28 protein-coding genes and 1 tRNA gene are annotated in these 25543 nt (G+C 66.4%); 23 read left to right on the top strand and 6 right to left on the bottom strand.

Annotated elements, in window-relative coordinates; all coding sequences use genetic code 11:
- Positions 1–80 precede the first annotated feature (80 nt).
- The gene (locus tag L879_RS0114505; RefSeq protein ID WP_027316744.1) at positions 81–362 is read right to left on the bottom strand and encodes an acyl carrier protein; all 282 of its coding nucleotides are present in this window, start codon (positions 360–362) and stop codon (positions 81–83) included.
- Positions 363–634: 272 nt separating this feature from the next.
- Here L879_RS0114505 and L879_RS0114500 point away from each other — a divergent pair, with 272 nt between their 5' ends.
- On the top strand, positions 635–1357 hold the full coding sequence (locus tag L879_RS0114500; protein WP_027316743.1) for a fused DSP-PTPase phosphatase/NAD kinase-like protein: 723 nt from the start codon (positions 635–637) through the stop codon (positions 1355–1357).
- A gap of 24 nt (positions 1358–1381) precedes the next feature.
- Here the strand turns inward: L879_RS0114500 and L879_RS0114495 are convergent, their stop codons facing one another.
- From L879_RS0114495 to L879_RS0114480, 4 genes are all read right to left on the bottom strand, one after another.
- Positions 1382–3163: an ABC transporter ATP-binding protein gene (locus L879_RS0114495; RefSeq protein ID WP_027316742.1), complete on the bottom strand. Its 1782-nt coding sequence runs from the start codon at positions 3161–3163 to the stop codon at positions 1382–1384.
- Positions 3164–3261: 98 nt separating this feature from the next.
- Positions 3262–5658 carry a thiamine pyrophosphate-binding protein gene (locus tag L879_RS0114490; protein WP_027316741.1) on the bottom strand — a complete coding sequence of 799 codons (2397 nt, stop codon included), beginning with the start codon at positions 5656–5658 and terminating at the stop codon, positions 3262–3264.
- Positions 5659–5790: 132 nt separating this feature from the next.
- Positions 5791–6936, bottom strand: coding sequence for an AAA family ATPase (locus L879_RS0114485; protein ID WP_027316740.1), 1146 nt, complete (start codon positions 6934–6936; stop codon positions 5791–5793).
- 122 nt (positions 6937–7058) lie between these two features.
- A tRNA-Gly gene (locus L879_RS0114480) sits at positions 7059–7133 on the bottom strand.
- A gap of 329 nt (positions 7134–7462) precedes the next feature.
- Between L879_RS0114480 and L879_RS21775 the strand changes: the two genes are divergently transcribed.
- The 9 genes from L879_RS21775 (at position 7463) to trmD (ending at position 13701) form a co-directional block, all read left to right on the top strand.
- Complete coding sequence (locus L879_RS21775; protein WP_035459703.1) at positions 7463–8002, top strand: prolyl-tRNA synthetase associated domain-containing protein; 540 nt, start codon at positions 7463–7465, stop codon at positions 8000–8002.
- Between the two features lie 40 nt (positions 8003–8042).
- Entirely contained in the window at positions 8043–8948 is a 906-nt protein-coding gene (gene trxA, locus L879_RS0114470; RefSeq protein ID WP_027316739.1) for a thioredoxin, read from the top strand.
- Positions 8949–8975: 27 nt separating this feature from the next.
- A complete protein-coding gene (locus tag L879_RS0114465; protein ID WP_027316738.1) occupies positions 8976–9647 on the top strand; it encodes an LON peptidase substrate-binding domain-containing protein in 672 nt (223 codons plus the stop codon).
- Positions 9648–9659: 12 nt separating this feature from the next.
- The gene (locus L879_RS0114460) at positions 9660–9881 is read left to right on the top strand and encodes a Trm112 family protein (RefSeq protein WP_027316737.1); all 222 of its coding nucleotides are present in this window, start codon (positions 9660–9662) and stop codon (positions 9879–9881) included.
- A 224-nt stretch (positions 9882–10105) separates the two neighbouring features.
- Positions 10106–10321, top strand: coding sequence for an eL24 family ribosomal protein (locus L879_RS0114455; protein WP_027316736.1), 216 nt, complete (start codon positions 10106–10108; stop codon positions 10319–10321).
- Between the two features lie 2 nt (positions 10322–10323).
- Positions 10324–11883, top strand: coding sequence for a signal recognition particle protein (gene ffh / locus L879_RS0114450; RefSeq protein ID WP_027316735.1), 1560 nt, complete (start codon positions 10324–10326; stop codon positions 11881–11883).
- A 67-nt stretch (positions 11884–11950) separates the two neighbouring features.
- Positions 11951–12304: a 30S ribosomal protein S16 gene (rpsP, locus tag L879_RS0114445; protein WP_027316734.1), complete on the top strand. Its 354-nt coding sequence runs from the start codon at positions 11951–11953 to the stop codon at positions 12302–12304.
- A 3-nt stretch (positions 12305–12307) separates the two neighbouring features.
- Positions 12308–13021 carry a ribosome maturation factor RimM gene (gene rimM / locus L879_RS0114440; protein ID WP_084021041.1) on the top strand — a complete coding sequence of 238 codons (714 nt, stop codon included), beginning with the start codon at positions 12308–12310 and terminating at the stop codon, positions 13019–13021.
- Positions 13018–13701 (top strand): tRNA (guanosine(37)-N1)-methyltransferase TrmD, encoded by a 684-nt coding sequence (gene trmD, locus L879_RS0114435; protein WP_027316732.1) that lies wholly within the window; start codon positions 13018–13020, stop codon positions 13699–13701. Before rimM ends, trmD begins: the two co-directional genes overlap by 4 nt.
- Before the next feature lie 3 nt (positions 13702–13704).
- Here trmD and L879_RS21770 read toward each other — a convergent pair whose 3' ends face one another.
- Entirely contained in the window at positions 13705–14661 is a 957-nt protein-coding gene (locus L879_RS21770) for a PLP-dependent cysteine synthase family protein (protein WP_035459700.1), read from the bottom strand.
- Positions 14662–14765: 104 nt separating this feature from the next.
- Between L879_RS21770 and L879_RS0114425 the strand changes: the two genes are divergently transcribed.
- The 13 genes from L879_RS0114425 (at position 14766) to leuB (ending at position 25499) form a co-directional block, all read left to right on the top strand.
- The gene (locus tag L879_RS0114425) at positions 14766–15434 is read left to right on the top strand and encodes a winged helix-turn-helix transcriptional regulator (protein ID WP_027316731.1); all 669 of its coding nucleotides are present in this window, start codon (positions 14766–14768) and stop codon (positions 15432–15434) included.
- Between the two features lie 49 nt (positions 15435–15483).
- On the top strand, positions 15484–15843 hold the full coding sequence (locus tag L879_RS0114420; RefSeq protein WP_027316730.1) for a hypothetical protein: 360 nt from the start codon (positions 15484–15486) through the stop codon (positions 15841–15843).
- Between the two features lie 309 nt (positions 15844–16152).
- Positions 16153–16530 carry a 50S ribosomal protein L19 gene (gene rplS / locus L879_RS0114415; RefSeq protein ID WP_027316729.1) on the top strand — a complete coding sequence of 126 codons (378 nt, stop codon included), beginning with the start codon at positions 16153–16155 and terminating at the stop codon, positions 16528–16530.
- A 241-nt stretch (positions 16531–16771) separates the two neighbouring features.
- Positions 16772–18178, top strand: coding sequence for a 3-isopropylmalate dehydratase large subunit (gene leuC, locus L879_RS0114410; protein WP_027316728.1), 1407 nt, complete (start codon positions 16772–16774; stop codon positions 18176–18178).
- Between the two features lie 119 nt (positions 18179–18297).
- Positions 18298–18561: a hypothetical protein gene (locus L879_RS0114405; protein ID WP_027316727.1), complete on the top strand. Its 264-nt coding sequence runs from the start codon at positions 18298–18300 to the stop codon at positions 18559–18561.
- Positions 18562–18564: 3 nt separating this feature from the next.
- Positions 18565–18972 (top strand): metallopeptidase family protein, encoded by a 408-nt coding sequence (locus tag L879_RS0114400; protein WP_027316726.1) that lies wholly within the window; start codon positions 18565–18567, stop codon positions 18970–18972.
- Between the two features lie 139 nt (positions 18973–19111).
- Positions 19112–19714 carry a 3-isopropylmalate dehydratase small subunit gene (gene leuD / locus L879_RS0114395; RefSeq protein ID WP_027316725.1) on the top strand — a complete coding sequence of 201 codons (603 nt, stop codon included), beginning with the start codon at positions 19112–19114 and terminating at the stop codon, positions 19712–19714.
- A 28-nt stretch (positions 19715–19742) separates the two neighbouring features.
- Entirely contained in the window at positions 19743–20114 is a 372-nt protein-coding gene (locus tag L879_RS0114390) for a cupin domain-containing protein (protein ID WP_027316724.1), read from the top strand.
- A 73-nt stretch (positions 20115–20187) separates the two neighbouring features.
- The gene (locus tag L879_RS0114385; protein WP_027316723.1) at positions 20188–21378 is read left to right on the top strand and encodes a lytic murein transglycosylase; all 1191 of its coding nucleotides are present in this window, start codon (positions 20188–20190) and stop codon (positions 21376–21378) included.
- Between the two features lie 9 nt (positions 21379–21387).
- Positions 21388–22011 carry a LysE family translocator gene (locus tag L879_RS0114380; protein ID WP_027316722.1) on the top strand — a complete coding sequence of 208 codons (624 nt, stop codon included), beginning with the start codon at positions 21388–21390 and terminating at the stop codon, positions 22009–22011.
- A gap of 71 nt (positions 22012–22082) precedes the next feature.
- A complete protein-coding gene (locus tag L879_RS0114375; protein WP_027316721.1) occupies positions 22083–22823 on the top strand; it encodes a metallophosphoesterase family protein in 741 nt (246 codons plus the stop codon).
- 3 nt (positions 22824–22826) lie between these two features.
- On the top strand, positions 22827–24236 hold the full coding sequence (locus L879_RS0114370) for a serine/threonine protein kinase (protein ID WP_027316720.1): 1410 nt from the start codon (positions 22827–22829) through the stop codon (positions 24234–24236).
- Between the two features lie 156 nt (positions 24237–24392).
- Positions 24393–25499 (top strand): 3-isopropylmalate dehydrogenase, encoded by a 1107-nt coding sequence (leuB, locus tag L879_RS0114365; RefSeq protein ID WP_027316719.1) that lies wholly within the window; start codon positions 24393–24395, stop codon positions 25497–25499.
- Positions 25500–25543: the final 44 nt, after the last annotated feature.

Below are 25543 nucleotides of genomic sequence, written 5' to 3'. Positions count from 1 at the left end.
AGAGAATCCATGAGGCGGAGCGCTGATGGATCGCCTCTTCGAGCCGGCTAACGCCGGCCCGCCGGGACATTGTCGCTGAATCAGGCCTGCTTAGCGGCCACCAGGGCGTCGATGCGCGCCACGAGGTTCTTCAGGACGAAGTATTCCTCCGCCGGTGCCTTGCCTTCGTTCACTTCCTGCGTCCACTGCTCCAGCGGCAGCTTGATCCCGAAAGCCTTGTCGATCGCAAAAGCGATGTCGAGGAAGGCCAGGGAGTCGATGCCCAGATCCTCGATGGCATGGCTCTCTGGGGTGATCTGTTCGCGCGGAATATCGGCGGTCTCGGCAATGATGCCGGCGACGGTCTCGAAGGTGGACGACATGACGCCGCTCTCCTGAAATTTCGTGTTGTCCCCAACGATAGAGCGTCACCAAGGCTTTAAGACCCGGTTTACAGCCACTCTTTTCGCCGAAGGAGGGTTGTCTCGAAACGCACCCCTTACACGACCGGCCGCAGGGCGGCAACCGATTGGTTGCATTTCCCTTTCGTCGCCGAAGACAAAGCGCCCGATTGATTAATCCTCGACCATCGCCGATAAGGGCCGCCTCCGGCCTCGAGCCGTTACCCTTGCATAGATTGAGATCGTTGGTTCCCGTGTTCAACAGGTTCCTCAAACCTGAAATCCGCTATGCCCGGCGCATGGCCCGCATCGCCCGCTGGGACAGGCCCGTCGAAGGCCCGGCCGGCCGCCTGCGCGCCTGGGCCCACATGCTGCTCGCCGATCACGGGGTCTTCCGCCTCCTCTACCTGAACAAGCACAAGGTCACGGACCGGCTGTGGCGCTCGGCCCAGCCCGCGCCGCACCAGATCGCCGCGCTCAAGGCCGAGGGCGTGCGCACCATCATCAACCTTCGCGGCGGGCGCGAGCACGGCTCCTGGCAGCTTCAGAAGGAAGCCTGCGAGCGGCTCGGCATCAAGCTGGTGGAGTTCGTCGTGCGCTCCCGCGGCGCGCCGGACCGGGACACGCTGCTCTCCGCCAAGGCGTTCTTCGACGAGATCGAATACCCGGCGGTCCTGCACTGCAAGTCGGGGGCGGACCGGGCCGGCTTCGTCGCCGCCCTCTTCCTCGTGGTCTATGAGGGCAAGTCCATCGACGAGGCCCAGCGGCAACTCTCCGTGCGCTTCGGCCACTTCCGCTTCTCGAAGACGGGCATCCTCGACGAATTCTTCGATCTCTACCGCCGCGAGGGCGAGGCCAAGGGCATCCCGTTCCTGACCTGGATCGAGACCCAGTACGACGCCGAGGCCCTGGAGCGGAACTTCCGCCCCGGCTTCTGGTCCAACCTGCTCGTCGACAGGATCATGCGGCGGGAATAGGCCGGGACGCCCGTTCTCCGCCGGCTACATCTCCACCAGGGCGATCTCGTCGTCTCCGGAGAGCTGCATGCGGTAGAGCCGGGCATAGGCCCCCGCCTGGGCTATGAGGGCTTCGTGCGATCCGGTTTCCGCCACGCGCCCGTTTTCCATCACCACGATCTTTTCCGCGTTGCGCACGGTCGAGAGGCGGTGGGCGATGACGAGGGTGGTGCGGCCCTTCATGAGCTTGCGGATCGCGTCCTGGACCAGGCGCTCCGATTCGGAATCGAGGGCGGAGGTCGCCTCGTCCAGGAGCAGGATCGGCGCGTCCTTCAGGAAGGCGCGGGCGAGGGAGATGCGCTGGCGCTCGCCGCCCGACAGGCGTCCGCCGCCGGGGCCGACCACCGTGTCGTAGCCCTCGGGCAGCTTCATGATGAAATCATGGGCGGCGGCGGCCCTGGCAGCTTCCACGATCTCTTCCTCGGTGGCGTCCGCCCGCCCGAAGGCGATGTTGGCCCGCACCGTGTCGTCGAAGAGAATCACGTCCTGGCTCACCACGGCGATGGCCCGGCGCAGGCTGGCGAGCGACACGTCCCGAACGTCCTGTCCGTCGATCAGGACGGCTCCTTGCGTCACGTCGTAGAGGCGCGGCACGAGGGACAGGAGGGTCGACTTACCGGAGCCCGAGCGGCCCACGAGAGCCGTCGTCTGCCCGGCCTCGGCCACCAGATCGACGTGAGCGAGGGCGGCGGCCTCGCCGTCATAGGAGAAGGACAGGTTCGAGAACCGGATCTCGCCTCCCTCCAGCCGGAGCGGCCCGGCTCCGGGCCTGTCCTGGATGCGGGGCGTCTCGTCCATCACGTCGAAGGTGCGCTGCAGGGCGGCCGCCGCCTCCTGCACGATGGCGTTGAGGTTCCCGAGCGCCCGGATCGGCTGCGCCGCCATGACGAGGGCGCTGACGAAGCCCGTGAAATCGCCCACGCTGCTCTCGCCGGACAGAATCCGCTGCCCGATCAGAATCAGAACGATGGCCACGGCGAGGCCGCCGCCGGTCTCGAGGATGGGGTCCATGCGCCCGCGGGCATTGGCGGCCTTCATCTTGAGGCCGCGCACGTCGTCGAAGGTCCTGGCGGCCTTGGCCTTGAGATAGCGCTCGAGCCCGTAGGTCTTGGCGATCCGGGTTCCGGCGAGGCTCTCCGTGATCAGGCTGGCCATCAGGCCCGTCTGCTCCTGGGTCGAGATCGCCACCCGGCGCAGCTTGCGGCCGATCTTGTTGACCGGGTAGGCGAAGAATGGCGCGACGACGGCCGCCACGAGGGTCAGGACGGGGTCGATCCAGAGCATCGCCGCGATCAGGGCGATGATGGTCGTGATCTCGCGCAGGAAGACTGTCGACAGGCGCGTCAGCGCCTCGCGGATGAAGGCGAAATCCGTGGTGAAGCGCTGGGTCAGCGCCGCCGGGCTCTCGCGCCCGATCTGGGCCAGATCGGCCTCGATCAGATGGCCGTAGAGGGCCGTCTGCATGTCGGCCTCGATCCGCGTCACGACCTTGTTGGTGAGGATCGTGAGCGCCAGCAGCGAAAAGCCCTTCACGGAGGTGACCAGGATCACGAAGAGCGGCGCCAGCATGATGGCGTGGGCGTCCTTGGCGTCGAAGGCGTCGAAGGCCGCCTTGATCAGCACCGGATAGAGCCCCGTCGCCCCCGAGACCAGGGCCACCAGCAGCAGGACCAGGGCAAGCGTCTTCGCGTGCGGACGCATCCAGTCCCGCCAGAGGCGGCCGATCAAGGGAAGGGTATCGCCCCGCATGAGGCTCTTGGAGGCCATTGGATTGCTTGAAACTCACGTGCTGAAAGGCACGCGGTTAGCACGCGAGCCCTTCAGCCGCAAATCTTTCGCAAAAAAGAAAGCCTCCCGACGCTGGCTCACACGGCTTTGAGGTGTCGGATGGGTCGGCCCGGGGCGATGGCCTGGGCGGCGGCGACGATGCCCTGTGCGTCGATGCCGCAATGGCGATAGAGATCCTGGATCGTGCCGGTCTGGCCGAAATGCTCGACGCCGAGCGAGCGGGTGCGGTGGCCCATCACCGAGCCCATCCAGGCGAGCGTCGCCGGATGCCCGTCGATGACCGTCACCAGCCCGCAATGGGCCGGCACCTCGGCGAGCAGCCGCTCCACGTGCGAGCGGGCCTGGACCAGGCCGCGCTCGCGGGCGCGCTGCGCCGCCGTCCAGCCCGCGTTGAGCCGGTCGGCCGAGGTGACGGCGAGCAGGCCGATGTCGCGCCGGTCCTCGGCCATGAGACCCACCGCCGCGATGGCTTCGGGCGCCACCGCGCCCGTATAGGCCACCACCACCTGGGCGTTCGGCCCGGGCTTTCTCAGCCAATAGGCCCCGGCCATGATGTCGTCGGCCAGCGCGGGCGTCATCGCCCGCTGCGGCTGCTCGAGGCTGCGGGTCGACAGGCGCAGATAGACCGAGCCGCCGGTCTCGTCGCGCAGCCAGGTCCTCTCGTCCGGCGCGCCCTCGCCGTCGCGCTGCAGGTAGTCGAAGGCCCAGCGCATGATCACCGCCAGCTCGTCCACGAAGGCCGGCTCGAAGGAGGCCAGCCCGTCCTGCGCCATGCCGATGAGCGGCGTGCCGATGGACTGGTGCGCGCCGCCCTCCGGCGCCAGCGTCACGCCCGAGGGCGTGGCCACGAGCAGGAAGCGCGCATCCTGGTAGCAGGCATAGTTGAGCGCATCCGCGCCGCGATAGATGAACGGGTCGTAGAGGGTGCCGATGGGCAGGATCCGCTCGCCGAAGAGCGAATGCGAGAGGCCGAGCGCGGAGAGCATGATGAAGAGGTTCATCTCCGCGATGCCGAGTTCGAGATGCTGGCCCTTGGGCGAGAATTCCCAGTTGTAGGTCGAGGGAATACGCTCCTTCTTGAAGGTATCGACCATGCTGTGGCGGGCGAACAGCCCGCGCCGGTTCACCCAGGCGCCGAGATTGGTCGAGACCGTCACGTCCGGCGCGGTCGTCACGATGCGATCCGCCAGCGCGTGATCGGAGCGCGCGAGCTCGTTGAGGATGAGGCCGAAGCCCTGCTGCGTGGACATCGCCGGCTGGGCCGGGAAGGCGAGCGTCTCGGGCACCGGCACCGCCGGGGCGGAATAGCGCCGCCGCCCCTTCTGCACGAAGGGCACCTGCTTCAGGAACGCCTCCAGCTCGCCCTGCGGGATCCGCATGCCCTCGAACCGGTCCCATTCATGGCCCGGGCGCACCCCCTGCGCTTCCTGCCAGGCCGCCATCTGCTTTTGCGTCAGAAGGCCGGAATGGTTGTCCTTGTGGCCCGCGAGCGGCAGGCCGAAGCCCTTGATGGTATAGGCGATGAAGCAGACCGGCTTGTCGTGGTGGCGGGCCTTCTCGAAGGCGTCGAGCAGGCTCGGCAGGTCGTGGCCGCCGAGATTGGACATGAGCCGCGCCAGCTCCTCGTCCGAGCGCTTCTCGATGAGGCGCGTGACGGGACCCTGGTCGCCGAGATCGTCGAGCAGGCGCCTGCGCCACGCCGCCCCGCCCTGAAAGGTCAGCGCCGAATAGAGCTGGTTCGGGCAGCAATCGATCCAGGCTTTCAGCCTGTCGCCGCCGGGCTCGGCGAAGGCTTCCTTCATCAGCGAGCCGTATTTGAGGATCACCACTTCCCAGCCGAAGTTGCGGAACAGGGCCTCGAAGCGCTCCCACAGGCCCTCGCGGATGACCGCGTCGAGGCTCTGGCGGTTGTAGTCGACGATCCACCAGGTGTTGCGCACGCCGTGCTTCCAGCCCTCGAGCAGGGCCTCGAAGATGTTGCCCTCGTCCATCTCGGCATCGCCAACGAGGGAGATCATGCGGCCTTCGGGCAGGTCCTTCGCCCAGCCATGGGCCTTGACGTAGTCCTGCACGAGGCTGGCGAACAGGGTCTGGGCGACGCCGAGGCCGACGGAGCCGGTGGAGAAATCCACGTCGTCCACGTCCTTGGTGCGGGAGGGATAGGATTGCGCGCCCTTGTAGCCGCGGAAGTTCTCCAGCTTGTCGCGGGTCTGGTGGCCGAAGAGATACTGGATGGCGTGGAAGATCGGGCTGGCATGGGGCTTGACCGCCACCCGGTCCTCTGGCCGCAGGGCGGCGAAGTAGAGCGCGGTCAGGATCGTCGAAAGCGAGGCCGAGGAGGCCTGGTGCCCGCCGATCTTCAGCCCGTCCGCGTTGGACCGCAGATGGTTGGCGTGATGAATCGTCCACGTCGACAGCCAGAGAACCTTCCGCTCAAGCTCGGATAGAATGCTCAGGTGTCGTGCGTCGACCATGTGTTTTCTCCCGCGTGGTGTCTTGATCCTAGAACCTTGTCTCACGCCTTGCGAGGCCGAGCAGGGCTGCAATCGGAATTCTCGTTTGGCTAGCGTTATCAGAGGCCGCCCATCCGTACCACCGGATCGGCGTCATGCCTCATCATCGTCTTCTGCAAAGTCCCCACTGAGTCGGAGACCGTCGATCCAGGTCTCCCCTTTTCGCTTGATGACCCGCCGCGGCGAGACGCCACTGTCCCGCGCAATCGCATCGGCCAGCGGCTCAGAATGGGTCACGAGCCATACCTGCGTGCGCTTGGAAGCGGAGACGATCATGCGCGCCAACGGTTCGAGCAGGTCCGGATGCAGGCTCGTCTCCGGCTCATTTAGGGCGATGAAGGGCGGAAGTCGGTAGGACAGAAGGGCTCCGGCAAGCACCAGGAAATGCAGCGTTCCGTCCGACAATTCAGAGGGCTGGAAGATGCGTTTCGGATAATCAGGAAACACCACGCCGAAGGTGGCGAAACGGTCTGGCTGAGGAATGACGAGCCGCGCACCGGGAAAGGCGTCATCGAAGGCCTGGTCTAGATCAACGGTATCCTCGCGGATATAGGCCAGCGTCGCAAAGACTGCCGCAAGATTTGAACCGTCGGAGGCTAGCGTCGGCGAGGTCACCGCAAGGGAGGGCCGACGGAGGGCGGCTCCGGCATCGGTGCGGAAGCCATGGAAGAACCGCCATTCCAGCATGGTGCTGCGGGCAAGATGCAGATCGGGAAAAGCGGCAGCATCCTGTAGGGACCCCAGAGCCGTCTCCGAGGGCAGAATCTCGCCGCCCAAAGGCCGCTTCGAGCCCTCTTCGTCGATGCAGTGCCCCCTTGGCCCTCGCCGTTCCAGCAATATCTTTGAGCGGCTACGCGCACCATAGACGAGGGTCTCAGCCTTGATCTGCGGCTCCAACGGAAACCCGGCTCCGAGCAGCTCCACCAAGCCAGTCTCGACCGCGTACTCGAGATTGTAATCACCAGTCCCCTCCCCCGACAGGCATACACCGAGCCTCACCCGCACCGGATCCCGGGCGCTGCGCTGGCCCGCCCAATAGACGGAATCGAAGCCACCTTCGGCGGCGAGGTCGCGGGTGAGCGTGCCGGCGGCGGCCGATTGCAGGAGCTGGAGCGAGCGGTAGAGGTTGGTCTTCCCCGTGCCATTGGCACCAACGAACACAGACAGCGGCTCAACGGGAAAGCGGATATTCCTCAGGGAGCGGTAGCCTGCGGCGAAGACTTCTTTGATGGCGAGCATGGGCTGAATGGATCACGGACCAGGACGAAAGGTGTAACCTTATCTGCTTCGGCAGGCAGCCGCAAAAACGAAAAGCCCGCCTGACGGCGGGCCTTCGTAAAGTTCTCTGATTGAAGAGAAATTGGAGCGGGCGAAGGGATTCGAACCCTCGACCCCAACCTTGGCAAGGTTGTGCTCTACCCCTGAGCTACACCCGCACGCTCCGCGATGCGCGAGGCATCGTTTCGAGGCCGTTGATGTGCCCCAAAACGCTGCGCATTGCAAGGGGGTAGTGAAGATCTTTTCGGGGCACCCCTTCGATCGTTTTCCGGCGCCGCGGGTCCGGCTCGACGCCAAAACACGCGGCGGGACAAGAGCATGGGCCGAATTCACGGCCGGAGCCTCGGCCGCAGGCCCGCTTCATCGGGTCGCTGGCGCGCTGGGCGGGACAGTGGGCATCGGACAGGCCCGAAAAGTGGTTTCCACTTTCCCGGCCGATGCTTTAGAACCCGGGCGGACATTCGCAGGATCGCGCTGGAGTTTTGCCTTGGCCCATCTGTCCCCGCAGGAGCTCCTGGACCGGCTCTCCGCCCTCGGCATCCCCGCCGAGACGGTGGAGCACGCGCCGGTGTTCACGGTGGCCGAATCGCATCATGTCAAGGAGCGGATCCCGGGAGCCCATTCCAAGAACCTGTTCGTGAAGGACAAGAAGGGGCGCTTCTTCCTGATTTCCGCCAAGCACGACACGGCCATCGACCTCAAGCGCGCGCACGAGGCCCTCGGCGCCTCGGGTCGCCTGTCCTTCGGCTCGGCCGAGCAGCTGAGGGAGATGCTCGGGGTCGAGCCCGGCTCGGTCACGGCCTTCGCGGTGGTGAACGACGGAGAAGGCAAGGTGACCATGGTGCTCGACGCCAACCTCATGGAGCACGAGCGGGTGAATTTTCACCCCCTCGTCAATTCCATGACCACGGGCGTTTCGCGGGAGGATCTGGTGAAGTTCCTGCGCGCCACCGGCCACGACCCGATCATCCTGAAACTGCCGGAGCCGCCTGCGGAATTGCAGGAGAACGGTCGAGCTCCCATCTAGGTTCATAGCTTCTTCTCACGACCACGCCTTCGAGGATCGCATGCTCTCCGATACTCCCGCCCCCGGCCCCTCCCCCGACGATCTCGTGAAGGACACCACCACGGCGACGTTCCGCCAGGACGTGCTCGCGGAATCCATGAACCAGCCGGTGCTCGTCGATTTCTGGGCCCCCTGGTGCGGCCCCTGCAAGCAGCTCACGCCGATCATCGAGAAGGCCGTGCGCGCCGCGGGCGGCAAGGTGAAGCTCGTGAAGATGAACATCGACGAGCATCCGCAGATCGCGGGCCAGCTCGGCGTGCAGTCGATCCCCGCCGTCTTCGCCTTCCAGCGCGGCCAGCCGGTGGACGGCTTCATGGGCGCGCTGCCGGAAAGCCAGGTGAAGAGCTTCATCGAGCGCCTCGTGGGCCCGCTCGGCCCGAGCGCCGCCGAGGAGATCCTGGCCGAGGCCGACCGCCTGGCGGCGGCCGGCGACATGGGCGGAGCCGCTGAGCTCTACGCCGCCGTCCTCTCGCAGGATCCCGAGAACGTCGCGGCGCTCGCAGCCCTCGTGAAGCTTCATATGGAGGTGGGCGACCTCGAAGGGGCGAAGCGCTTTCTCGCCATGGCCCCCCAGGCCAAGGCCAACGACCCGGCCATCGCCGGCGCGCGCGCCGCGGTGGAGCTCGCCGAACAGGCGGAATCCCTCGGCGACCTCACCGACCTCCAGCGCCGGGTCGAGGCCGATCCGGCGGACCATCAGGCGCGCTTCGACCTCGCTGTCGGGCTGAACGCCCGCGGGAAACGCGAAGAAGCCGTCGACCACCTCCTTGAAATCGTCCGCCGCGACCGCAATTGGAACGATGACGGCGCGCGCAAGCAGCTCGTCCAGTTTTTCGAGGCCTGGGGCCCGACGGACGAGATGACCCTGACAGGACGGCGCAGGCTTTCCTCGCTCCTGTTCGCTTGACGTCTCGAAACGGTTTGGGAGAGCGGCATGGGAATGAACGCGGTATACCGTGGGCCGGAGGATTGCCCGTCGGTCATCCCGGTTTTTCCCCTCCCCGGCGCGCTGCTTCTTCCGCGCGGGCAGATGCCGCTCAACATCTTTGAGCCGCGCTATGTGGCGATGGTGGATGAGGCGCTCAGGACCGACCGCATCATCGGCATGGTGCAGCCTGACGCCGACAACGATTCCCGCGCAGCCGCGCCCAAGCTCTACCGGGTCGGCTGCGCCGGTCGCATCACGCAGTTCGCCGAGACCGGCGACGGACGCTATCTCGTCACGCTCATCGGCATCTCGCGCTTCCGCATCCAGGAGGAGCTGCCGCCCATCGACCTCTTCCGCCGCTGCCGCGTGACCTTCGAGCCCTTCGCCTCCGATTTCACGGCGCGCGCAGGCGAGAACGAGGTGGACCGGGCCGGCGTGGTGAAGGCCCTGCGCGACTTCGTCGATTCGGTCCATGTGAAGGTCGACTGGCGCGGCATCGAGGAAGCGCCCAACGAGGCCCTCGTGAACGCCCTGTGCATGATGAGCCCCTTCGGCGTGCGCGAGAAGCAGGCGCTGCTCGAAGCGCCAAACCTCAAGACGCGGGCGGAAGTCCTCATCGCGCTCACCGAGATCGAGCTCGCCCGCGGCGGCGCCAGCTCCGACTCGACCCTGCAATAGGAAACGAAAAACATGGTGCCGGATACGACCCAGACCGAAACGCCCCAAGCGGTGGAGGCGACGCGGATCGACCCCAAGCTCCTGGAGCTTCTCGTCTGTCCGCTCACCAAGGAAACGCTGGAATACGACGCCGCCCGCCAGGAGCTGATCAGCCGCCGCGCCAAGCTCGCCTACCCGATCCGCGACGGCATCCCGATCATGCTGCCGGAAGAGGCCCGGCCCCTGGAGGGGTAAGCCGCCCCGGCCCCGGCGCAATGCCGAAAGGTCAGCCCTTAAGAGTCTCGATCTCCAGCCCTTTCCTTGACTCTGCCGCTTTTTCCCCTTAGGTGCTGACCGCAAATCTGTAGAGCGAGCCCTTTTGAGCCGCCGACCAGCCCGAGAGGCTGGAGGTCAACGTCCGACAGCGCGATGCGCCCTCGGGCGCGCTTTCATTTGGGTTTCGCGTCAGGGACGAACGGATGCCGGACGAGACATTGCGCATCGAGGACGCGGTCAACGAGACCTGCCCGTGGTCGGGAAAGCCGATCGCGGCGGATTCGCTCACCCGCTATCGCGGCGAGGTCGTCGGCTTCTGCAATCCCGGCTGCCGGGACAAGTTCGAGGCGGCCATAAGCCACTTTGAAAAGGCCATCGCGGATCGCGATGTACCACTCATCGCCAAAGGAATTGAGTGATCATGTTCGAAGGCCTTTCCGACAAGCTTTCCACCATCCTGAACTCGCTCACGCGCCGCGGCGCGCTGACCGAGGAGGATGTCAACGCGGCCCTGCGCGAGGTCCGCCGCGCCCTGCTCGAGGCGGACGTCGCCCTCGAGGTCGTGCGCTCCTTCACGGACAAGGTGCGCGCCCGCGCGGTGGGCGCGGAGGTCGTGAAGTCCGTTTCCCCCGGCCAGCAGGTGGTCAAGATCGTCCACGACCAGCTCGTGGAGATGCTGGGCTCTGACGCCGAGGTGATCAGCCTCAATGCGGTTCCGCCCGTCGGCATCCTGATGGTGGGCTTGCAGGGCTCGGGCAAGACGACCACCACCGCCAAGATCGCCAAGCGCCTCACCGACCGCGAGAACCGCAAGGTTCTCATGGCCTCGCTCGACACGCGCCGTCCGGCGGCGATGGAGCAGCTCGCGGTGCTGGGCAAGCAGGTGGGCGTCGATACGCTTCCCATCGTCGCGGGCCAGTCGGCGGTGCAGATCGCGCGGCGCGCCATGGAGGCCGCGCGCCTGGGCGGCTATGACGTGGTGATGCTCGACACCGCCGGCCGCGTGACCGTGGACGAGGCGCTCATGGTGGAGGCGGCGGAAGTGCGCGCGGCCACCGGCCCGCACGAGGTCCTGCTCGTGGCGGACGCGCTCACCGGCCAGGACGCGGTGAACACCGCGCGCGCCTTCGACGAGCGCCTCGGCGTCACCGGTATCGTGCTGACCCGCATGGACGGCGATGCGCGCGGCGGCGCGGCGCTTTCCATGCGCGCCGTGACGGGCAAGCCGATCAAGCTCATCGGCACGGGCGAAAAGGTCGATGCGCTGGAGGAATTCCATCCCTCCCGCGTCGCCAACCGCATCCTCGGCATGGGCGACATCGTCTCCCTCGTCGAAAAGGCGGCGGAGAATTTCGACGCCGCACAAGCCCAGCGCATGGCCGAGAAGATGCGCAAGGGCAAGTTCGACCTGGAGGACCTGCGCGACCAGCTCTCCCAGATGGAGAAGATCGGCGGTCTCGGCGGCCTCATGGGCATGCTGCCGGGCGTCGCCAAGATGAAGGCGCAGCTCGAGAACGCCAATCTCGACGACAGGATCATCAAGCGCCAGCGCGCCATCATCGATTCCATGACCCCCGCCGAGCGCCGCAACCCGGATATTCTCAAAGCCTCGCGCAAGAAGCGCATCGCCGCGGGTTCGGGCGTGAAGGTCGAGGACATCAACAAGCTCCTGAAGATGCACCGCCAGATGGCCGACGTCATGAAGATGATGGGCGGCGGCAAGGGCAAGGGCATGGCCGGCGCGCTCGGCAAGATGTTCGGCCTCGGCGGCGGAATGGGCGGCATGCCCCAGCCGACCCCTGAGCAGATCGAGGCGCTGCAGAAGCAGATGGGCGGCAAGCTCCCCGATTTCCCCGGCACCGGCGCAGGCGGCGCGCTTCCGCTCATGCCGAAGGGCGTTCCCGGCCTGCCGGGTCTCGGCGGACCGAAGATCCCCGGTCTTCCGGGCATCGGCGGTTTTCCGTTCGGGAAGAAGAAATAGGTTTCGTCGTCTCAGCCTGATCTGGAACGGCACAAGTTTGATCGCAGGACACTAAAAGGAGAAACCCATGTCCCTGAAGATCCGTCTCACCCGTGGTGGTGCGAAGAAGCGTCCCTACTACCGCATCGTCGTCGCCGACTCGCGCTCCCCGCGCGATGGCCGCTTCATCGAGAAGGTCGGCACCTACGACCCGATGAAGCCGAAGGATGACGCCGGCCGCGTCGTTCTCGAGATCGAGAAGATCAAGGCCTGGCTCGCCAAGGGCGCCCAGCCGACCGACCGCGTCCTGCGCTTCCTCGATGCCGCCGGTCTCCTGAAGCGTCCGGCCCGCAACAACCCGCAGAAGGCCGTCCCGGGCAAGAAGGCCCAGGAGCGTGCTGCCGAGAAGGCCGCCGCGGCTGCCGAAGGCGAGGCTGCTTAAAACATGACGAAGAAGGAGCGTTTCCAACAACGCTCCGCCTCACCCCTCCCCCCTGCGGGGAGGGGCAGGGGTGGGGGTGCGAGCGTCAAGATAACAAAACGTGGCGCTGACACCCCCACCTCCCTCTTCTCCCCACAAGGGGGAGGAGGGTTCGCCCTGCCGCATCGGGACGATCTCGTCCTCGTGGGCGAGTTCGGCCGCGCGCACGGCCTCAAAGGCGAGGTGCGGCTGAAATCCCATACCGGCGAGCCCCATGCGATCGCCGCCTACAGGCCGCTCATTGCTTCGAACGGCAAAACCTATTCTCTGAAATCCGTCCGCCCCGCTCCCGGCGGCGCGCCCGATCTGCTGATCGCGACGGTCGAGGGCGTGACCACGCGCGAGGCTTCCGAGGCGCTCAACCGCGTGCAGCTTTACGTCGAGCGCGACACGCTTCCGCCCCCTGACGACGAAGACGAATTCCTGCTCGCCGATCTCATCGGCCTTTCCGTTCAGAATGAAACGGGCGAGACCGTCGGCACCATCGTCGCCGTGCCCAATTACGGCGGCGGCGACCTTCTCGAGATCGCGCCCGCGCAAAAGGGGCCGACCGCGCTCCTGCCCTTCACGAAAGCCTTCGTGCCGACGGTCGATATTGCAGGCAAGCGCGTGATCGCAGCCCTTCCCGACGACTTCTTCGAAGTGGGCACGCCCGAACCCGGTGAGGACCGCGCGTGAGCTTTGCGGCCACCATCCTCACCCTGTACCCCGAGATGTTTCCAGGCCCCTTGGGCCTGTCGCTTTCCGGCGATGCCCTGTCGCGCGGCCTGTGGTCGCTGGAGGCCAGAAACATCCGCGATCACGGTCTCGGGCGCCATCGCGCGGTGGACGATACGCCCGCAGGCGGCGGCCCCGGCATGGTGATCCGCTGCGATGTGCTGGGCGCCGCCATCGACGCGGCCGCAGCGGCCGGCGATCTGCGCCCGAAACTTCTCATGAGCCCGCGCGGCAGGCCGCTCACTCAAAGCTATGCGCGCGAGCTTGCCGCCGGTCCCGGCGCGATCATCGTCTGCGGCCGCTTCGAGGGCGTGGACGAGCGTGTGATCGAGGCGCGCGGCCTGCAAGAGGTCTCCATCGGCGATTACGTGCTCTCCGGCGGCGAGATGGCGGCGATGATCGTGCTCGATGCCTGCGTGCGCCTGCTCCCCGGCGTCATGGGCAAGGAGGCCTCCGGCACCGAGGAGAGTTTCGAGACGAACCGCCTCGAATACCCGCATTATACGCGCCCCCGCGAATGGGAGGGCCGGAGCATTCCCGAGGTGCTCCTCTCGGGCAATCACGCCGCCATCGAGCGCTGGCGGCGCGCGGAATCGGAGCGCATCACCCGCGAGCGCAGGCCGGACCTGCTGGAGCGATAGCGCTCAGGCTGGCGCAGCCTGCGCGGGGAGCTTCGCCCCGAAGGTCTTGAGGTATTTCATCCCCGTATCGCACATCACCGTGACGATGGTGGCGCCCGGTCCGAGCCGCTCCGCCAGCCGCAGGGCGGCGGTGACGTTCGCGCCGGTGGAGGTGCCCGCGAACAGGCCCTCCTCCCGCGCCAGGCGGAAGGCCATGGCCATCGCCTCTTCCGTCGAAACGCGTTCGATCGCATCCGCGAGGCCCGCCTGCCAGAGCGGGACCACGTATCCCGCGCCGACCCCGTCGATCTTGTGAGCCCCTGTCGGGCCACCCGACAGGACGGCGGATTCGGCGGGCTCCACGGCGACGATTCCGATGCGCTCATTGTGCCGCCTCAGGCCCTCGGCGACGCCGCGCAGAGAGGCCGCCGTGCCCACGCTCTGGACGAAGCCGTCGATCCTTCCGCCCGCCTGGGCCCAGATCTCGTCCGCCATGCGGTGATAGGCGGCGAGCTGGTCCCGGTTCTTCATCTGGTCGGTCCAGAACGAACCCTTCGCCTGCGCAATGAGGCGGGCCTCCTCGATCATGTCCTTGGTGAGCTTTTCCGTCATGCGACCGCCGTCGCTCGCCACGATGTGGAGCCGCGCGCCGAGAAGCTGCATGTGGTCCAGCTTTTCCTGGCTGAAGGCATCGGAGGTCACGATGTCGAGCGCATAGCCCTTGACCGCGCAGACGAGAGAGAGGGAGACGCCCGTACTGCCGCCGGTATATTCGACGACCGTTCCTCCCGGCCTGAGGCGTCCGTCGGCCTCCGCCGCCGCGATCATGGCGAGCGCCATCCGGTCCTTCATGCTGCCGGTGGGGTTCTCGTTCTCCAGCTTCAGCAGGATGCGGGCGCCGTTGGCGGGCGCGATGGTGCGCAGGGCAATGAGAGAGGTGTTGCCGATGCGGTCGAGAACGGTGCGGGGCTGTGCGGTCATGGGCGTCATCCGAAAGGGTCCCCGTCCGATAGCCCGAGGCGGACGGCCCGTCAGGTCCGGAATCCGGACTTCCTCGGGCCATGCCGCCATGGTAGCGCTATTCCATGGCAGGTTACGGTCAGTTCTGTTCCGTGGCGCGCGCGCATGAGGTCATCGGCGGGCGCTGGACCCTTCTCGTCGTGCGCGAGCTCCTGTGCGGCAGCCGTCGCTTCAACGACATCCGCCGCGGCATCCCGCGCATCTCCCGCACCATGCTCTCGGAACGGCTGCAGGCGCTGGTCCATGCGGGGGCCGTGACGCGAAGCGAGGGCGTACACGGCCCGGAATATGCGCTCACCGAAGCGGGCCGGGAGCTGATGGGGATCGTGGGCGCGCTCGGCGCCTGGGGCCAGCGCTGGCTGCCCCGGAACGCCGCCGAGGAAGACCTGGACCTCGAGCCGCTCCTCGTCGACATGCAGCGGCGCGTCCGGCAGGCGGCCCTGCCCAAGGAGCCGCTGGTCGTACGCTTCGAGATCGACGGAGACCGGCATCCGCGCTTCCTGCTGCTGAAAGGCACGGAAACCGCGTTCTGTACCCAGAACCCCGGTTTCCCGGAGGCGGTCCGCGTCCGCGCCCGCCTCCCTGCGTTGGCCGCCTGGTGGCGGGGCGACGTGAGCCTGGCCGAAGCGCAGCGGATGGGCCTTGCCGTGGAGGGACCGAAGGAGCTGGTGCGAGCCTTTCCGGACTGGTTCGAGCGGTATCTCTTTGCGGAGATCGGCCCGACGGAACGTTGATCCGAACCGGCGGGTTGACAGGCGGGGCTTTCGACCACGGGAGATCGATATGGTCAGCAAAGTCATCCTTGGCTCGACGCTTCTCGGCTCAACCCTTGCCCTTGCTTTGGCCGGCCCTGCCTTTGCAGGACCGTGCACACAGCGGCTTGCCGATCTTGAGAAGTCCATTTCGGCGAAGCAGGAAGGCGGAGGGCCTGCATTGGACACTCCGTCGACGACTGGAGCGACAGCGCAGAGCGCGACCTCCGCCCAAGGGCAGGGCGCAAACGTGACAGCCCAAAGCCAAGGTTACAACCAAGCCATGCAGATGATCCAGCAGGCCAAGCAGTTGGACCAGCAGGGCAAGGAAGCAGAATGCATGGACATGGCGGCCAAGATCGGCGCCATGGCTCCGCCTGCCACCAAGTAAAGAATCTGTATTCCCTTGCGGAAATACCGCTGCACTCAGGCTAGAGCATCGGACGAGAAAAGTGGATTTGCACTTTTGGGGTCGGTCCGATGCCTCTGTTTGATAAGCGCATCGTTTTGAGCGGACCCAAATGGCCGCACGCTGCGCCAGAGGCACGATCGCGCTCTGGAGTGCCCGGACGGAAAGGACGGTGCCGCTCGACAAGGCCCTGAAACTCCTGTATAGGCGCGGCCTCAACTGAAAACAGGACGCCGAAATCCCGCTGGCTGAGGCTTAAGCCTCAAGACCATGCAACGGCAGGAGTAGACCATGAACCTCATTCAGCAGCTCGAGCAGGAGCAGATCGCCAAGCTCGGCAAGACCATTCCCGATTTCCAGCCCGGCGATACCCTCATCGTCAACGTGAAGGTGAAGGAAGGCGAGCGCACCCGCGTGCAGGCCTATGAAGGCGTCTGCATCGCCCGTTCCGGCGGCGGCCTCCACGAGAGCTTCACGGTCCGCAAGATTTCCTACGGCGAAGGCGTCGAGCGCGTGTTCCCGCTCTACTCGCCGCTGGTCGACTCGATCAAGGTCGTGCGCCGCGGCGCCGTCCGTCGCGCCAAGCTCTACTACCTGCGCGACCGTCGCGGTAAGTCGGCCCGTATCGCCGAGCGCGCCGAGCGCCAGAACAAGGGCGACGCCGAGTAAGGCTTTACATAAGCCTTCACCGATCCGGTTTCATGAAAAAGCGCGGCTCAGGTCCGCGCTTTTTTGCTAAAGACGGCAAGCTTCGCGGAGGCCCTGCGCGACAAAAATATTATTGCGCGGCGCGTCTTGTCTGCTATGCGATCGTTTCACGACGGCGTGCGCCCAGGACATCTTCTCCTGAGGGCCGCAAGCCGCTAATAAACACGCCGAACCATCATTCTGTGACCGTTGGAAGAGAACCATGGCCAAAGCCCGCACCCTCTATGACAAGATCTGGGACGACCACGTCGTCGACCGGCAGGATGACGGGACATGCCTTCTCTACATCGACCGCCACCTCGTCCATGAGGTGACCAGCCCCCAGGCCTTCGAGGGATTGCGGGCGGCGGGCCGCAAGGTGCGCCAGCCGCACAAGACCCTGGCCGTGGTCGACCATAACGTGCCGACCTCCGACCGCTCGCAGGGCATCGAGGATCCCGAATCCGCGACCCAGGTCGCGACTCTGGCCCAGAACGCCAAGGAATTCGGCGTCGAGTACTACAACGAGCTCGACACACGCCAGGGCATCGTCCACGTGGTGGGCCCCGAGCAGGGCTTCACCCTGCCGGGCATGACCATCGTCTGCGGCGACAGCCACACCTCGACCCACGGTGCCTTCGGCTCCCTCGCCCACGGCATCGGCACGTCGGAAGTGGAGCACGTGCTCGCCACCCAGACGCTGATCCAGAAGAAGGCCAAGAACTTCCGCGTCACGGTCGACGGCAAGCTGCCCGCAGGCGTGACCGCGAAGGACATCATTCTCTCGATCATCGGCGAGACCGGCACCGCGGGCGGCACCGGCCACGTGATGGAATATGCGGGCGAGGCCATTCGCGCGCTTTCCATGGAAGGCCGCATGACGGTCTGCAACATGGCCATCGAGGGCGGCGCCCGCGCGGGCATGATCGCCCCCGACGAGAAGACCTATGCCTACCTGAAGGACCGTCCGAAATCGCCGAAGGGCGAGGCCTGGGACGCCGCCGTGCGCTATTGGGATTCGCTGCGCACCGACGAGGGCGCGTTCTTCGACACGGAGATCAGGCTCGACGCCGCCAACCTGCCCCCCATCGTCACCTGGGGCACGTCTCCTGAGGACGTGATCTCGGTGGCGGGCGTCGTGCCGAACCCGGACGACATCCAGGACGAGAACAAGCGTCTCTCCAAGTGGCGCGCCCTGGAATATATGGGCCTCAAGCCCGGCACGAAGATCACCGACATCACCCTCGACCGCGTGTTCATCGGCTCCTGCACCAACGGCCGCATCGAGGATCTGCGGGCCGTGGCGAAGGTCGTCGAGGGCAAGCGCGTGCATGAGGCCGTCAATGCCATGATCGTGCCCGGCTCCGGCATCGTGAAGATGCAGGCCGAGGCCGAGGGTCTCGACAAGATCTTCAAGGCCGCCGGATTCGACTGGCGCGAGCCCGGCTGCTCCATGTGCCTGGCCATGAACGCGGATCGCCTCGCTCCCGGCGAGCGCTGCGCCTCCACCTCGAACCGCAACTTCGAGGGCCGCCAGGGCTTCAAGGGCCGCACGCATCTCGTCTCCCCCGCCATGGCGGCGGCGGCGGCGATCGCAGGCCGCTTCGTGGACATCCGCACCTTCGGCTGATCGCGCATCGCGAGAGAAAGGAAGGCGGCGCCTGTCGAAGGTCGCCGCCTTTTTCATGCGGGGCGCGCTCCAAACCCGCCATCGTGCTAAAGAAGCTGCGTGCATTCAGGGAGGCGCTCATGAGCGAGCATGACCGTGACCGGGAGGCCCGCGAGGCGCTGGAGCGCGTCAGGCGCGACACGGACACCCTCGGCTCCTCCGCTCTCGCCCGCATGGGCAGGCGGGCAGGCGAGCATTTCGGGGCAAGCGATGCCATCGGTTCGGCGGAGGGCGGCGGCACCGATCCCGTCGAGCTCTGGGGGCGGCGCATCGGGCGCGCTTTGTCGCTCGTGGGCGTCGTGATCCTCGGCTTGTGGCTTCTGGTCCAGCTTGGCATTCTCTGACGCATGACGTCCCTGGCCGACCTTCAAGCCCCCTCCCTCGCCGATCTCGAAGCGCTGGCCGAGGCAGCCTATGCCCGCCTGCCGCAGGAATTCCGCGCGCTCTGCGACGGCGTCGTGATCCGGGTCGAGGATTTTCCCGATGACGAGACGATGCGGGAGATGGACTGCGAGACGCCCTTCGATCTCCTCGGGCTCTTTCGCGGCATCGGCCTCGCGCAAGGGGGCGGCATCATGCAGACGGGGCAGTTCCCCAACATGGTCTGGCTCTATCGCCGCCCGATCCTCGATTACTGGGCCGAGCACGAGGAGACCCTGGGATCCCTCGTCACCCATGTGCTCGTCCACGAGATCGGCCACCATTTCGGCCTCTCCGACGAGGACATGGAGGCCATCGAGGCGGCGGCCGCCTGATCCTCATAAGATTGCGCCGCAAGACCGGCAGACGAAAAAATCTTGCCGGGCGCGACCATCATGAGGCTAGGCGTTCCGTGAAGCCTTTGATATGAGGCAGCCGAAAGCGGCCCTTTGCCGCCCGAAGGAAGTTTGGACCATGGACAAGTTCACCGTGCTGGAAAGCGTCGCGGCGCCGCTGCGGATCATCAATGTCGATACCGATATGATCATCCCCAAGCAGTACCTGAAGACGATCAAGCGCACGGGGCTTGGGCGTGGTCTCTTCTCCGAGATGCGCTACCGCGAGGACGGCTCGGAGAATCCGGATTTCGTGTTGAACCAGCCCGCCTACCGCAATGCCAAGATCCTCATCGCCGGCGACAATTTCGGCTGCGGCTCGTCGCGCGAGCACGCGCCCTGGGCGTTGCTCGATTTCGGCATCCGCTGCGTGATCTCCACGAGCTTCGCCGACATCTTCTACAACAACTGCTTCCAGAACGGCATTCTGCCGATCAAGGTGAGCCCGGAGGATCTGGAAAAGCTCTTCGACGATGCCAGCCGGGGCTCCAACGCCACGCTGACCGTCGACCTGGAGGCCCAGGAAATCCGCGGTCCCGACGGCGGCAGGATCCATTTCGAGATCGACCCGTTCAAGAAGCACTGCATGCTCAACGGCCTCGACGGCATCGGCCTGACCATGGAAAAGGCCCCCGCCATCGACGCCTTCGAGAAGAAGCTCTCGGAACGCGCCTGGGCGTAAGCCCCTTTAAAGCCCGAGGTGCTCCGCAATGACAGAGGGTAAGCCTCGGGTTCTCGGCCGCGCAGATTGGGCGACCCATCCCGATCTTTGGAAAGGGCGGGTCGAAGGGCATACGCTCGGGACTGCGGTGACCGTGCTCTTCTATTCCACCGAGGAGGTGGGCGTCGGGCCGAAATGGCACGTCCATCCTTACGATGAGATCTTCATCGTCCGCCAGGGTCGGGCCCTCTTCACGGTCGGCGACGAGCGCTTCGAATGCGAGGCGGGTCAGGTCGTGTTCGGACCGGCTGGAGTTCCTCACAAATTCAAGAATCTCGGTCCGGGACTTCTCGAAACCACTGACATCCATGTCAGCGACCGCTGGATTCAGACGGACCTCCCCGATCCTGAGCTTGGGTGAGTCGGTCGAGGCGAAAGCGCGACCCGCACCCCGTTTTCACAAGATTAACCAAATTCCCTGCAAAGTGCGGGGCATGAAGACCTTTCTCGCCCCCGCTCTGTTCGTTCTCGCCGGTCTTGCCGCCGCCACCCCGGCCGCGGCCCAGGCCGATTTCGGTTCCTGCCTCGCCGGGCTACGCAGCCAGGCGGCGGCAAAGGGCATTTCCGGTCAGGCCTTCGATGCCGCGACGCGGGGCATCGCGCCGGATCTGACGATCCTCGACCTCATGAGCAACCAGCCGGAGTTCAAGACGCCGATCTGGGACTATCTCGCGGCTCTCGTCGACGACGAGCGCGTGCAGGACGGCCGCGCCGCCATGCAGCAATGGGGCCGGGCCCTGGCCGCGGCGGAAGCGCGCTTTGGCGTCGACCGCCATGCGATCGCGGGCGTCTGGGGCGTGGAATCCAATTTCGGCAAGGATATCGGCGGGCGGCCGCTGGTGCAGTCGCTCTCGACGCTCGTCTGCTACGCGCCGCGCCGCAACGAGTATTTCAAGGGCGAGCTGATGGCGACGCTCAAGATTGTGCAGGACGGGGACATCAACCCCGCCAATCTGCGCGGTTCCTGGGCCGGGGCCTTCGGCCACACCCAGTTCATGCCCTCCACCTTCCAGCGGCTGGCCGTCGACGGCGACGGCGACGGGCGGCGCGACATCATGGCCTCAGTGGCAGATGCGGTGCACTCGACCGCGAACTTCCTGAAGAAGGCGGGCTGGGTGAACGGCCTGCCCTGGGGCTACGAGGTGCGCCTGCCCGCGAATTTCAACGCCGCTCTCGCCGGACGCCGGAACAAGAAGCCGCTCTCGGCCTGGGCCGCCATGGGCGTGACCCGCATCGACGGGCGTCCGCTCCAGGGCAATTATCCCGCCGGCATTCTCATCCCGGCCGGCGTGAACGGCCCGGCCTTCATCGTCACCAGGAATTTCGACGCGGTCTATTCCTACAACGCGGCCGAATCCTACGGCCTCGCCATCGCGCTCCTCGGCGACCGGCTGAAGGGCCTGCCCGGCATCCAGACGGCATGGCCCACCGACGACCCGCCGCTCTCCCGCGCGCAGCGCCGCGAGCTGCAGCGCCTGCTCACCGCCCGCGGCTACGATGTGGGCGAGCCGGACGGCAAGATCGGCGCCAAGACCCGCGAGGCCATCAAGGACGTGGAGCGCCGCATCGGCCTCGACCCGCGCGGACGGCCCGGCGGCAAGGTGCTCGAAGCGCTCCGGGGCTGATCGTCATCCATGTCCTGGAACACGCTGCTCCTGTTCATTCCGGCCTGCTTCGCCCTGTATCTGGCGTTCGGCCCCAACAACCTGCTGTCGCTGACATACGGGTTGCAGCAGGGCGTGCGCATCGCCGTTCTCGCCTCGGGCGGGCGGCTGATCGCCTTCGCACTGATGATCGGGCTCACGGCGCTCGGCGTCGGCGCGGTGCTCGCCGCCTCCGAGATGGCATTCACGATCCTCAAATGGGTCGGGGCCGCATATCTCGTCTGGCTCGGGCTGAAAATCCTGCGCGCGTCCGGCGCGGTGACGGCGCCCGCCGCGACCGCATCCCGGCCCTCTCTGAAGGCCCTGGGCCTGCAGGAATTCTGGACGGCCATCGGCAACCCCAAGGCCATCCTCATCTTCACGGCCTTCCTGCCGCAATTCATCGAGCCTCAATCCTACTGGACGAGCTTTGCGCTCACGGGCGCGATCTTTCTCGTGCTGGAGGTCTTCGCCATCCTCTTCTACGCCGCGCTCGGCCAGCGCCTGAGCGCCCTGAGCCGCAACAGGAACGTCTTCGGCTGGCTGAACCGGATCTCCGGCGCGACGATGATCGGTTTCGGCCTCGCCCTGCTCTTCACCCGGCGCCCGGCCTGAGAGGCCAGCGCGGCCGCGGCCACCCATTGGCTAGCTTGCGGCATGGACCGGTTTGGGGTTGAACTGCCCCCATGCTCATCGCGATCCTGACCGATATTCACGGCAACCGAGAGGCGTTGTCCGCCTGCCTCGCGCATGCGCGCCTGCTTGGGGTCGACCGTTTCATCCTTCTCGGTGATTACGTGGGCTACGGCGCCGATCCCGCCTGGGTGGTCGATACGGTGAGAGGCCTCGTGGACCGGGGCGCCATCGCGCTCCTCGGCAATCACGACGAGGCCATCGACGGGTCGGACGAGAACATGAACAGCATCGCCCGGGAGGCGATCCGCTGGACGCGCCGGCAGCTCGGGCCCGAGCAGCGCCGGTTCCTGGCCGAGCTCCCCCTCACCCATGAGGAAGGCAACGTCCTCTACGTCCATGCCAACGGCTATGCGCCGCGCAACTGGGACTACATGTCCGGGCCCATGGAGGCCATCCGGCATTTTTCCCGGGTCGATGCGCACATCACCTTCTGCGGCCATGTGCACGTGCCCATGCTCTACCACATGAGCACCACCGCGAAGGTGGGCTCCTTCTCGCCGGTCGGCGACAACGACATCCCCCTTCTTCCGACCCGCGCCTGGCTTGCGGTGATCGGCGCCGTGGGGCAGCCGCGGGACGGGGTGGCGGCGGCCAATTACGCGGTCTTCGACACGGCGCGCCAGACCCTGCGCTACCTGCGCGTGCCCTACGACACCGCCACCGCCGCGCGGAAGGTGCGGGAGGCGGGCCTGCCCGAACAGCTGGCGCTTCGCCTCGAACAGGGACGGTGACGCATGCGCTGGCGCTTGAATCCGGGCATGGCGATCGACGGTTTCGAGCTCCAGGAGCACCTGAACACCGGCGGCATGGCGCAGCTCTGGACCGTGACCCGCGAGGGCGATCCGACGCCCCTCGTCATGAAGATCCCGATGCTCATCGACAGCGACGATCCCTTGCCCATCGTCTGTTTCGAGACCGAGCAGATGATCATGCCGCGCCTGACGGGACCCCACGTGCCGCGCTTCGTCGCGGCGGGGCCCCTCGATCCCATGCCCTACATCGTCATGGAGCGGATTCCGGGCGAATCCCTCAAGGCACGCCTCGCGGAGGTGCCGCTGCCCTGGCCCGAGGTGGCGGCCATCGGCGTGACGGTGGCCAACGCCCTCCACGACCTGCACCTGCAGCATGTCATCCATCTCGACGTGAAGCCGAGCAATGTGATGATCCGCGAAACCGGCGAGGCCGTGCTCATCGATTACGGCTTCGCCCGGCACGAGCAATTGCCGGATCTCCTCGCCGAGGAGTTCCGCGAGCCCTTCGGGACCACGCCCTACATGGCCCCCGAGCAGGTGCTGCAGGACCGCGCCGATCCGCGCAGCGACCTCTTCGCGCTCGGGGTGATGCTGTATTTCTTCGTCACGGGGAAACGCCCCTTCGGCAATCCGCGCGGCGACCAGATCCGCCGCCGCCTCTGGCGCGATCCGGTGCCCCCGCGGGCCCTGCGGCCCGAATGCCCGCCCTGGCTGCAGGAGATCATCCTGCGTTGCCTGGAAGTCGATCCGAACGAGCGCTACGCCACGGCGGCGCAGCTCGCCCTCGACCTGGAAAACCCCGATCAGGTAACGCTGACCGAACGCGCCGGGCGGCTGGAGCGCGACAGCGGCATGAAGACCTTTAAGCGCTGGCTGAAGGCGCGAAAGACGAAAGCCCTGGAAGCGCCCAACATCGCGGGCCAGCTCTCCCGTGCGCCCATCGTGCTCGCCGCCGTCGATCTCTCGCCCGGCGGCGAGGACCTGGCCGAAGCCTTGCGGATGATGATCACGCGCATCCTCTCCATCGAGAGCGAGGCACGCATCGCCTGCGTCAACATCCTGAAGACCTCGCGCATCGCGGTCGATATCCTCGAGGACGCGGAGGGCAACAGCCTCCATGTCCAGCGCCTCGTCCAGCTCAAGCACTGGGGCGCATCCCTCGACATCCCGAAGGAGCGGATCTCCTACAGCGTGCTGGAAGCGCCCGATCCGGCGGCGGCCCTCGTCGATTACGCCCGCCACAACAATGTCGATCACATCGTGATCGGGGCGCGGGCCTCCTCGGCGCTCCGGCGCTATCTCGGCAGCGTCTCGTCCCGGGTGGTGGCCGAGGCGCCCTGCTCGGTGACCGTGGTCCGGTCGCCCAGGGACCGGCGTTCCGCCGAGGGCTGAAAGCCTCCCTTTCGCGCTCCGCCGCATTTTCGGCGGCGAACCGGATCCCCTTCGCCGAAAGGCTCAAGCGGCGGACGCGACAAACGCTTGCCAAGCCGTCCATTCGGCCTTTTAAGAGCGCTGCATTCCATCACCACCACAATAAGGGTCTTCCCCATGGCAACGCACAAGCTTCTCCTTCTCCCCGGCGACGGCATCGGTCCGGAGGTCATGCGCGAAGTCGAGAAGATTGTGGGCTGGTTCCGCAAGCGCGGCGTCGGCTTCGAGACCGAGACGGACCTCGTGGGCGGCTCGGCCTACGACGCGCACAAGGTGTCGATCACCGATGCGGCCATGGCGCGGGCCGATGCGGCCGACGCGGTGCTCTTCGGTGCGGTCGGCGGCCCGAAATGGGACGGTGTCCCCTACGAGGTGCGCCCCGAGGCGGGCCTGCTGCGCCTGCGCAAGGAACTGGGCCTCTTCGCGAACCTGCGCCCGGCCATCTGCTATCCGGCGCTGGCCGATGCCTCCTCGCTCAAGCGCGAGGTGGTCGAGGGTCTCGACATCGTCATCGTGCGCGAACTGACCGGCGGCGTCTATTTCGGCGAGCCGAAGGAGCTGGTTACCCTCGAGAACGGTCAGCAGCGCGCGGTCGACACGCAGGTCTACACGACGGGCGAGATCGAGCGTATCACCCGCGTCGCCTTCGACCTCGCGAAGAAGCGCCGCAACAAGGTCTCCTCCTCCGAGAAGAGCAACGTCATGAAGACCGGCGTGCTCTGGCGCCAGGTCGTCTCGCGCATCCACAAGGCGGAGTTCTCCGACGTCGCGCTTGAGCATGTGCTCGCCGACAATTGCGCCATGCAGCTGGTGAAGAACCCGAAGCAGTTCGACGTGATCGTCACCGACAACCTGTTCGGCGACATCCTCTCCGACATCGCGGCGATGCTCACCGGCTCGCTCGGCATGCTGCCTTCCGCCTCGCTCGGCGCAGAGGACCCGCAGACCGGCAAGCGCAAGGCGCTCTACGAGCCGGTCCATGGCTCTGCGCCGGACATCGCCGGCCGGGGGCTCGCCAACCCCATCGCCATGATCGGCTCCTTCGGCATGGCCTTGCGCTATTCCTTCGGCCTTCTCGACGAGGCGGACCGCCTGGACAAGGCCATCGCCAACGTTCTGGCCGCCGGCATCCGCACGAAGGACATCGCCGGCCCCGGCATGAACGCCGTCGGCACGCAGGATGTGGGCGACGCCATCGTCAAGGAGCTGGAAGCGCTTTCGTAAGACGAGACCATGAGCCCCGGAGCGATCCGGGGCTCTTTTCTATG

Origin of the sequence: Microvirga flocculans ATCC BAA-817, from assembly GCF_000518665.1 — a bacterium.
Classification (GTDB): Bacteria; Pseudomonadota; Alphaproteobacteria; order Rhizobiales; family Beijerinckiaceae; genus Microvirga; species Microvirga flocculans.
Note: the sequence above shows the minus strand (reverse complement) of the source record. Positions and strands in the feature narration are given on the sequence as shown.

Coding starts and splice junctions, on each gene's coding strand:
- L879_RS0114380 (WP_027316722.1), top strand. CDS start 21,388: ATGTCCTGGAACACGCTGCTCCTGTTCATTCCGGCCTGCTTCGCCCTG.
- L879_RS0114490 (WP_027316741.1), bottom strand. CDS start 5,658: ATGGTCGACGCACGACACCTGAGCATTCTATCCGAGCTTGAGCGGAAG.
- L879_RS0114505 (WP_027316744.1), bottom strand. CDS start 362: ATGTCGTCCACCTTCGAGACCGTCGCCGGCATCATTGCCGAGACCGCC.
- rpsP (WP_027316734.1), top strand. CDS start 11,951: ATGTCCCTGAAGATCCGTCTCACCCGTGGTGGTGCGAAGAAGCGTCCC.
- rplS (WP_027316729.1), top strand. CDS start 16,153: ATGAACCTCATTCAGCAGCTCGAGCAGGAGCAGATCGCCAAGCTCGGC.
- L879_RS0114425 (WP_027316731.1), top strand. CDS start 14,766: ATGGCAGGTTACGGTCAGTTCTGTTCCGTGGCGCGCGCGCATGAGGTC.
- L879_RS0114405 (WP_027316727.1), top strand. CDS start 18,298: ATGAGCGAGCATGACCGTGACCGGGAGGCCCGCGAGGCGCTGGAGCGC.
- leuB (WP_027316719.1), top strand. CDS start 24,393: ATGGCAACGCACAAGCTTCTCCTTCTCCCCGGCGACGGCATCGGTCCG.
- L879_RS0114495 (WP_027316742.1), bottom strand. CDS start 3,163: ATGGCCTCCAAGAGCCTCATGCGGGGCGATACCCTTCCCTTGATCGGC.
- L879_RS0114485 (WP_027316740.1), bottom strand. CDS start 6,936: ATGCTCGCCATCAAAGAAGTCTTCGCCGCAGGCTACCGCTCCCTGAGG.
- L879_RS0114455 (WP_027316736.1), top strand. CDS start 10,106: ATGCCGGACGAGACATTGCGCATCGAGGACGCGGTCAACGAGACCTGC.
- rimM (WP_084021041.1), top strand. CDS start 12,308: ATGACGAAGAAGGAGCGTTTCCAACAACGCTCCGCCTCACCCCTCCCC.
- trxA (WP_027316739.1), top strand. CDS start 8,043: ATGCTCTCCGATACTCCCGCCCCCGGCCCCTCCCCCGACGATCTCGTG.
- L879_RS0114390 (WP_027316724.1), top strand. CDS start 19,743: ATGACAGAGGGTAAGCCTCGGGTTCTCGGCCGCGCAGATTGGGCGACC.
- leuC (WP_027316728.1), top strand. CDS start 16,772: ATGGCCAAAGCCCGCACCCTCTATGACAAGATCTGGGACGACCACGTC.
- leuD (WP_027316725.1), top strand. CDS start 19,112: ATGGACAAGTTCACCGTGCTGGAAAGCGTCGCGGCGCCGCTGCGGATC.
- L879_RS0114375 (WP_027316721.1), top strand. CDS start 22,083: ATGCTCATCGCGATCCTGACCGATATTCACGGCAACCGAGAGGCGTTG.
- L879_RS0114465 (WP_027316738.1), top strand. CDS start 8,976: ATGGGAATGAACGCGGTATACCGTGGGCCGGAGGATTGCCCGTCGGTC.
- L879_RS0114370 (WP_027316720.1), top strand. CDS start 22,827: ATGCGCTGGCGCTTGAATCCGGGCATGGCGATCGACGGTTTCGAGCTC.
- L879_RS0114460 (WP_027316737.1), top strand. CDS start 9,660: ATGGTGCCGGATACGACCCAGACCGAAACGCCCCAAGCGGTGGAGGCG.
- L879_RS0114400 (WP_027316726.1), top strand. CDS start 18,565: ATGACGTCCCTGGCCGACCTTCAAGCCCCCTCCCTCGCCGATCTCGAA.
- ffh (WP_027316735.1), top strand. CDS start 10,324: ATGTTCGAAGGCCTTTCCGACAAGCTTTCCACCATCCTGAACTCGCTC.
- L879_RS0114385 (WP_027316723.1), top strand. CDS start 20,188: ATGAAGACCTTTCTCGCCCCCGCTCTGTTCGTTCTCGCCGGTCTTGCC.
- L879_RS21770 (WP_035459700.1), bottom strand. CDS start 14,661: ATGACCGCACAGCCCCGCACCGTTCTCGACCGCATCGGCAACACCTCT.
- L879_RS0114420 (WP_027316730.1), top strand. CDS start 15,484: ATGGTCAGCAAAGTCATCCTTGGCTCGACGCTTCTCGGCTCAACCCTT.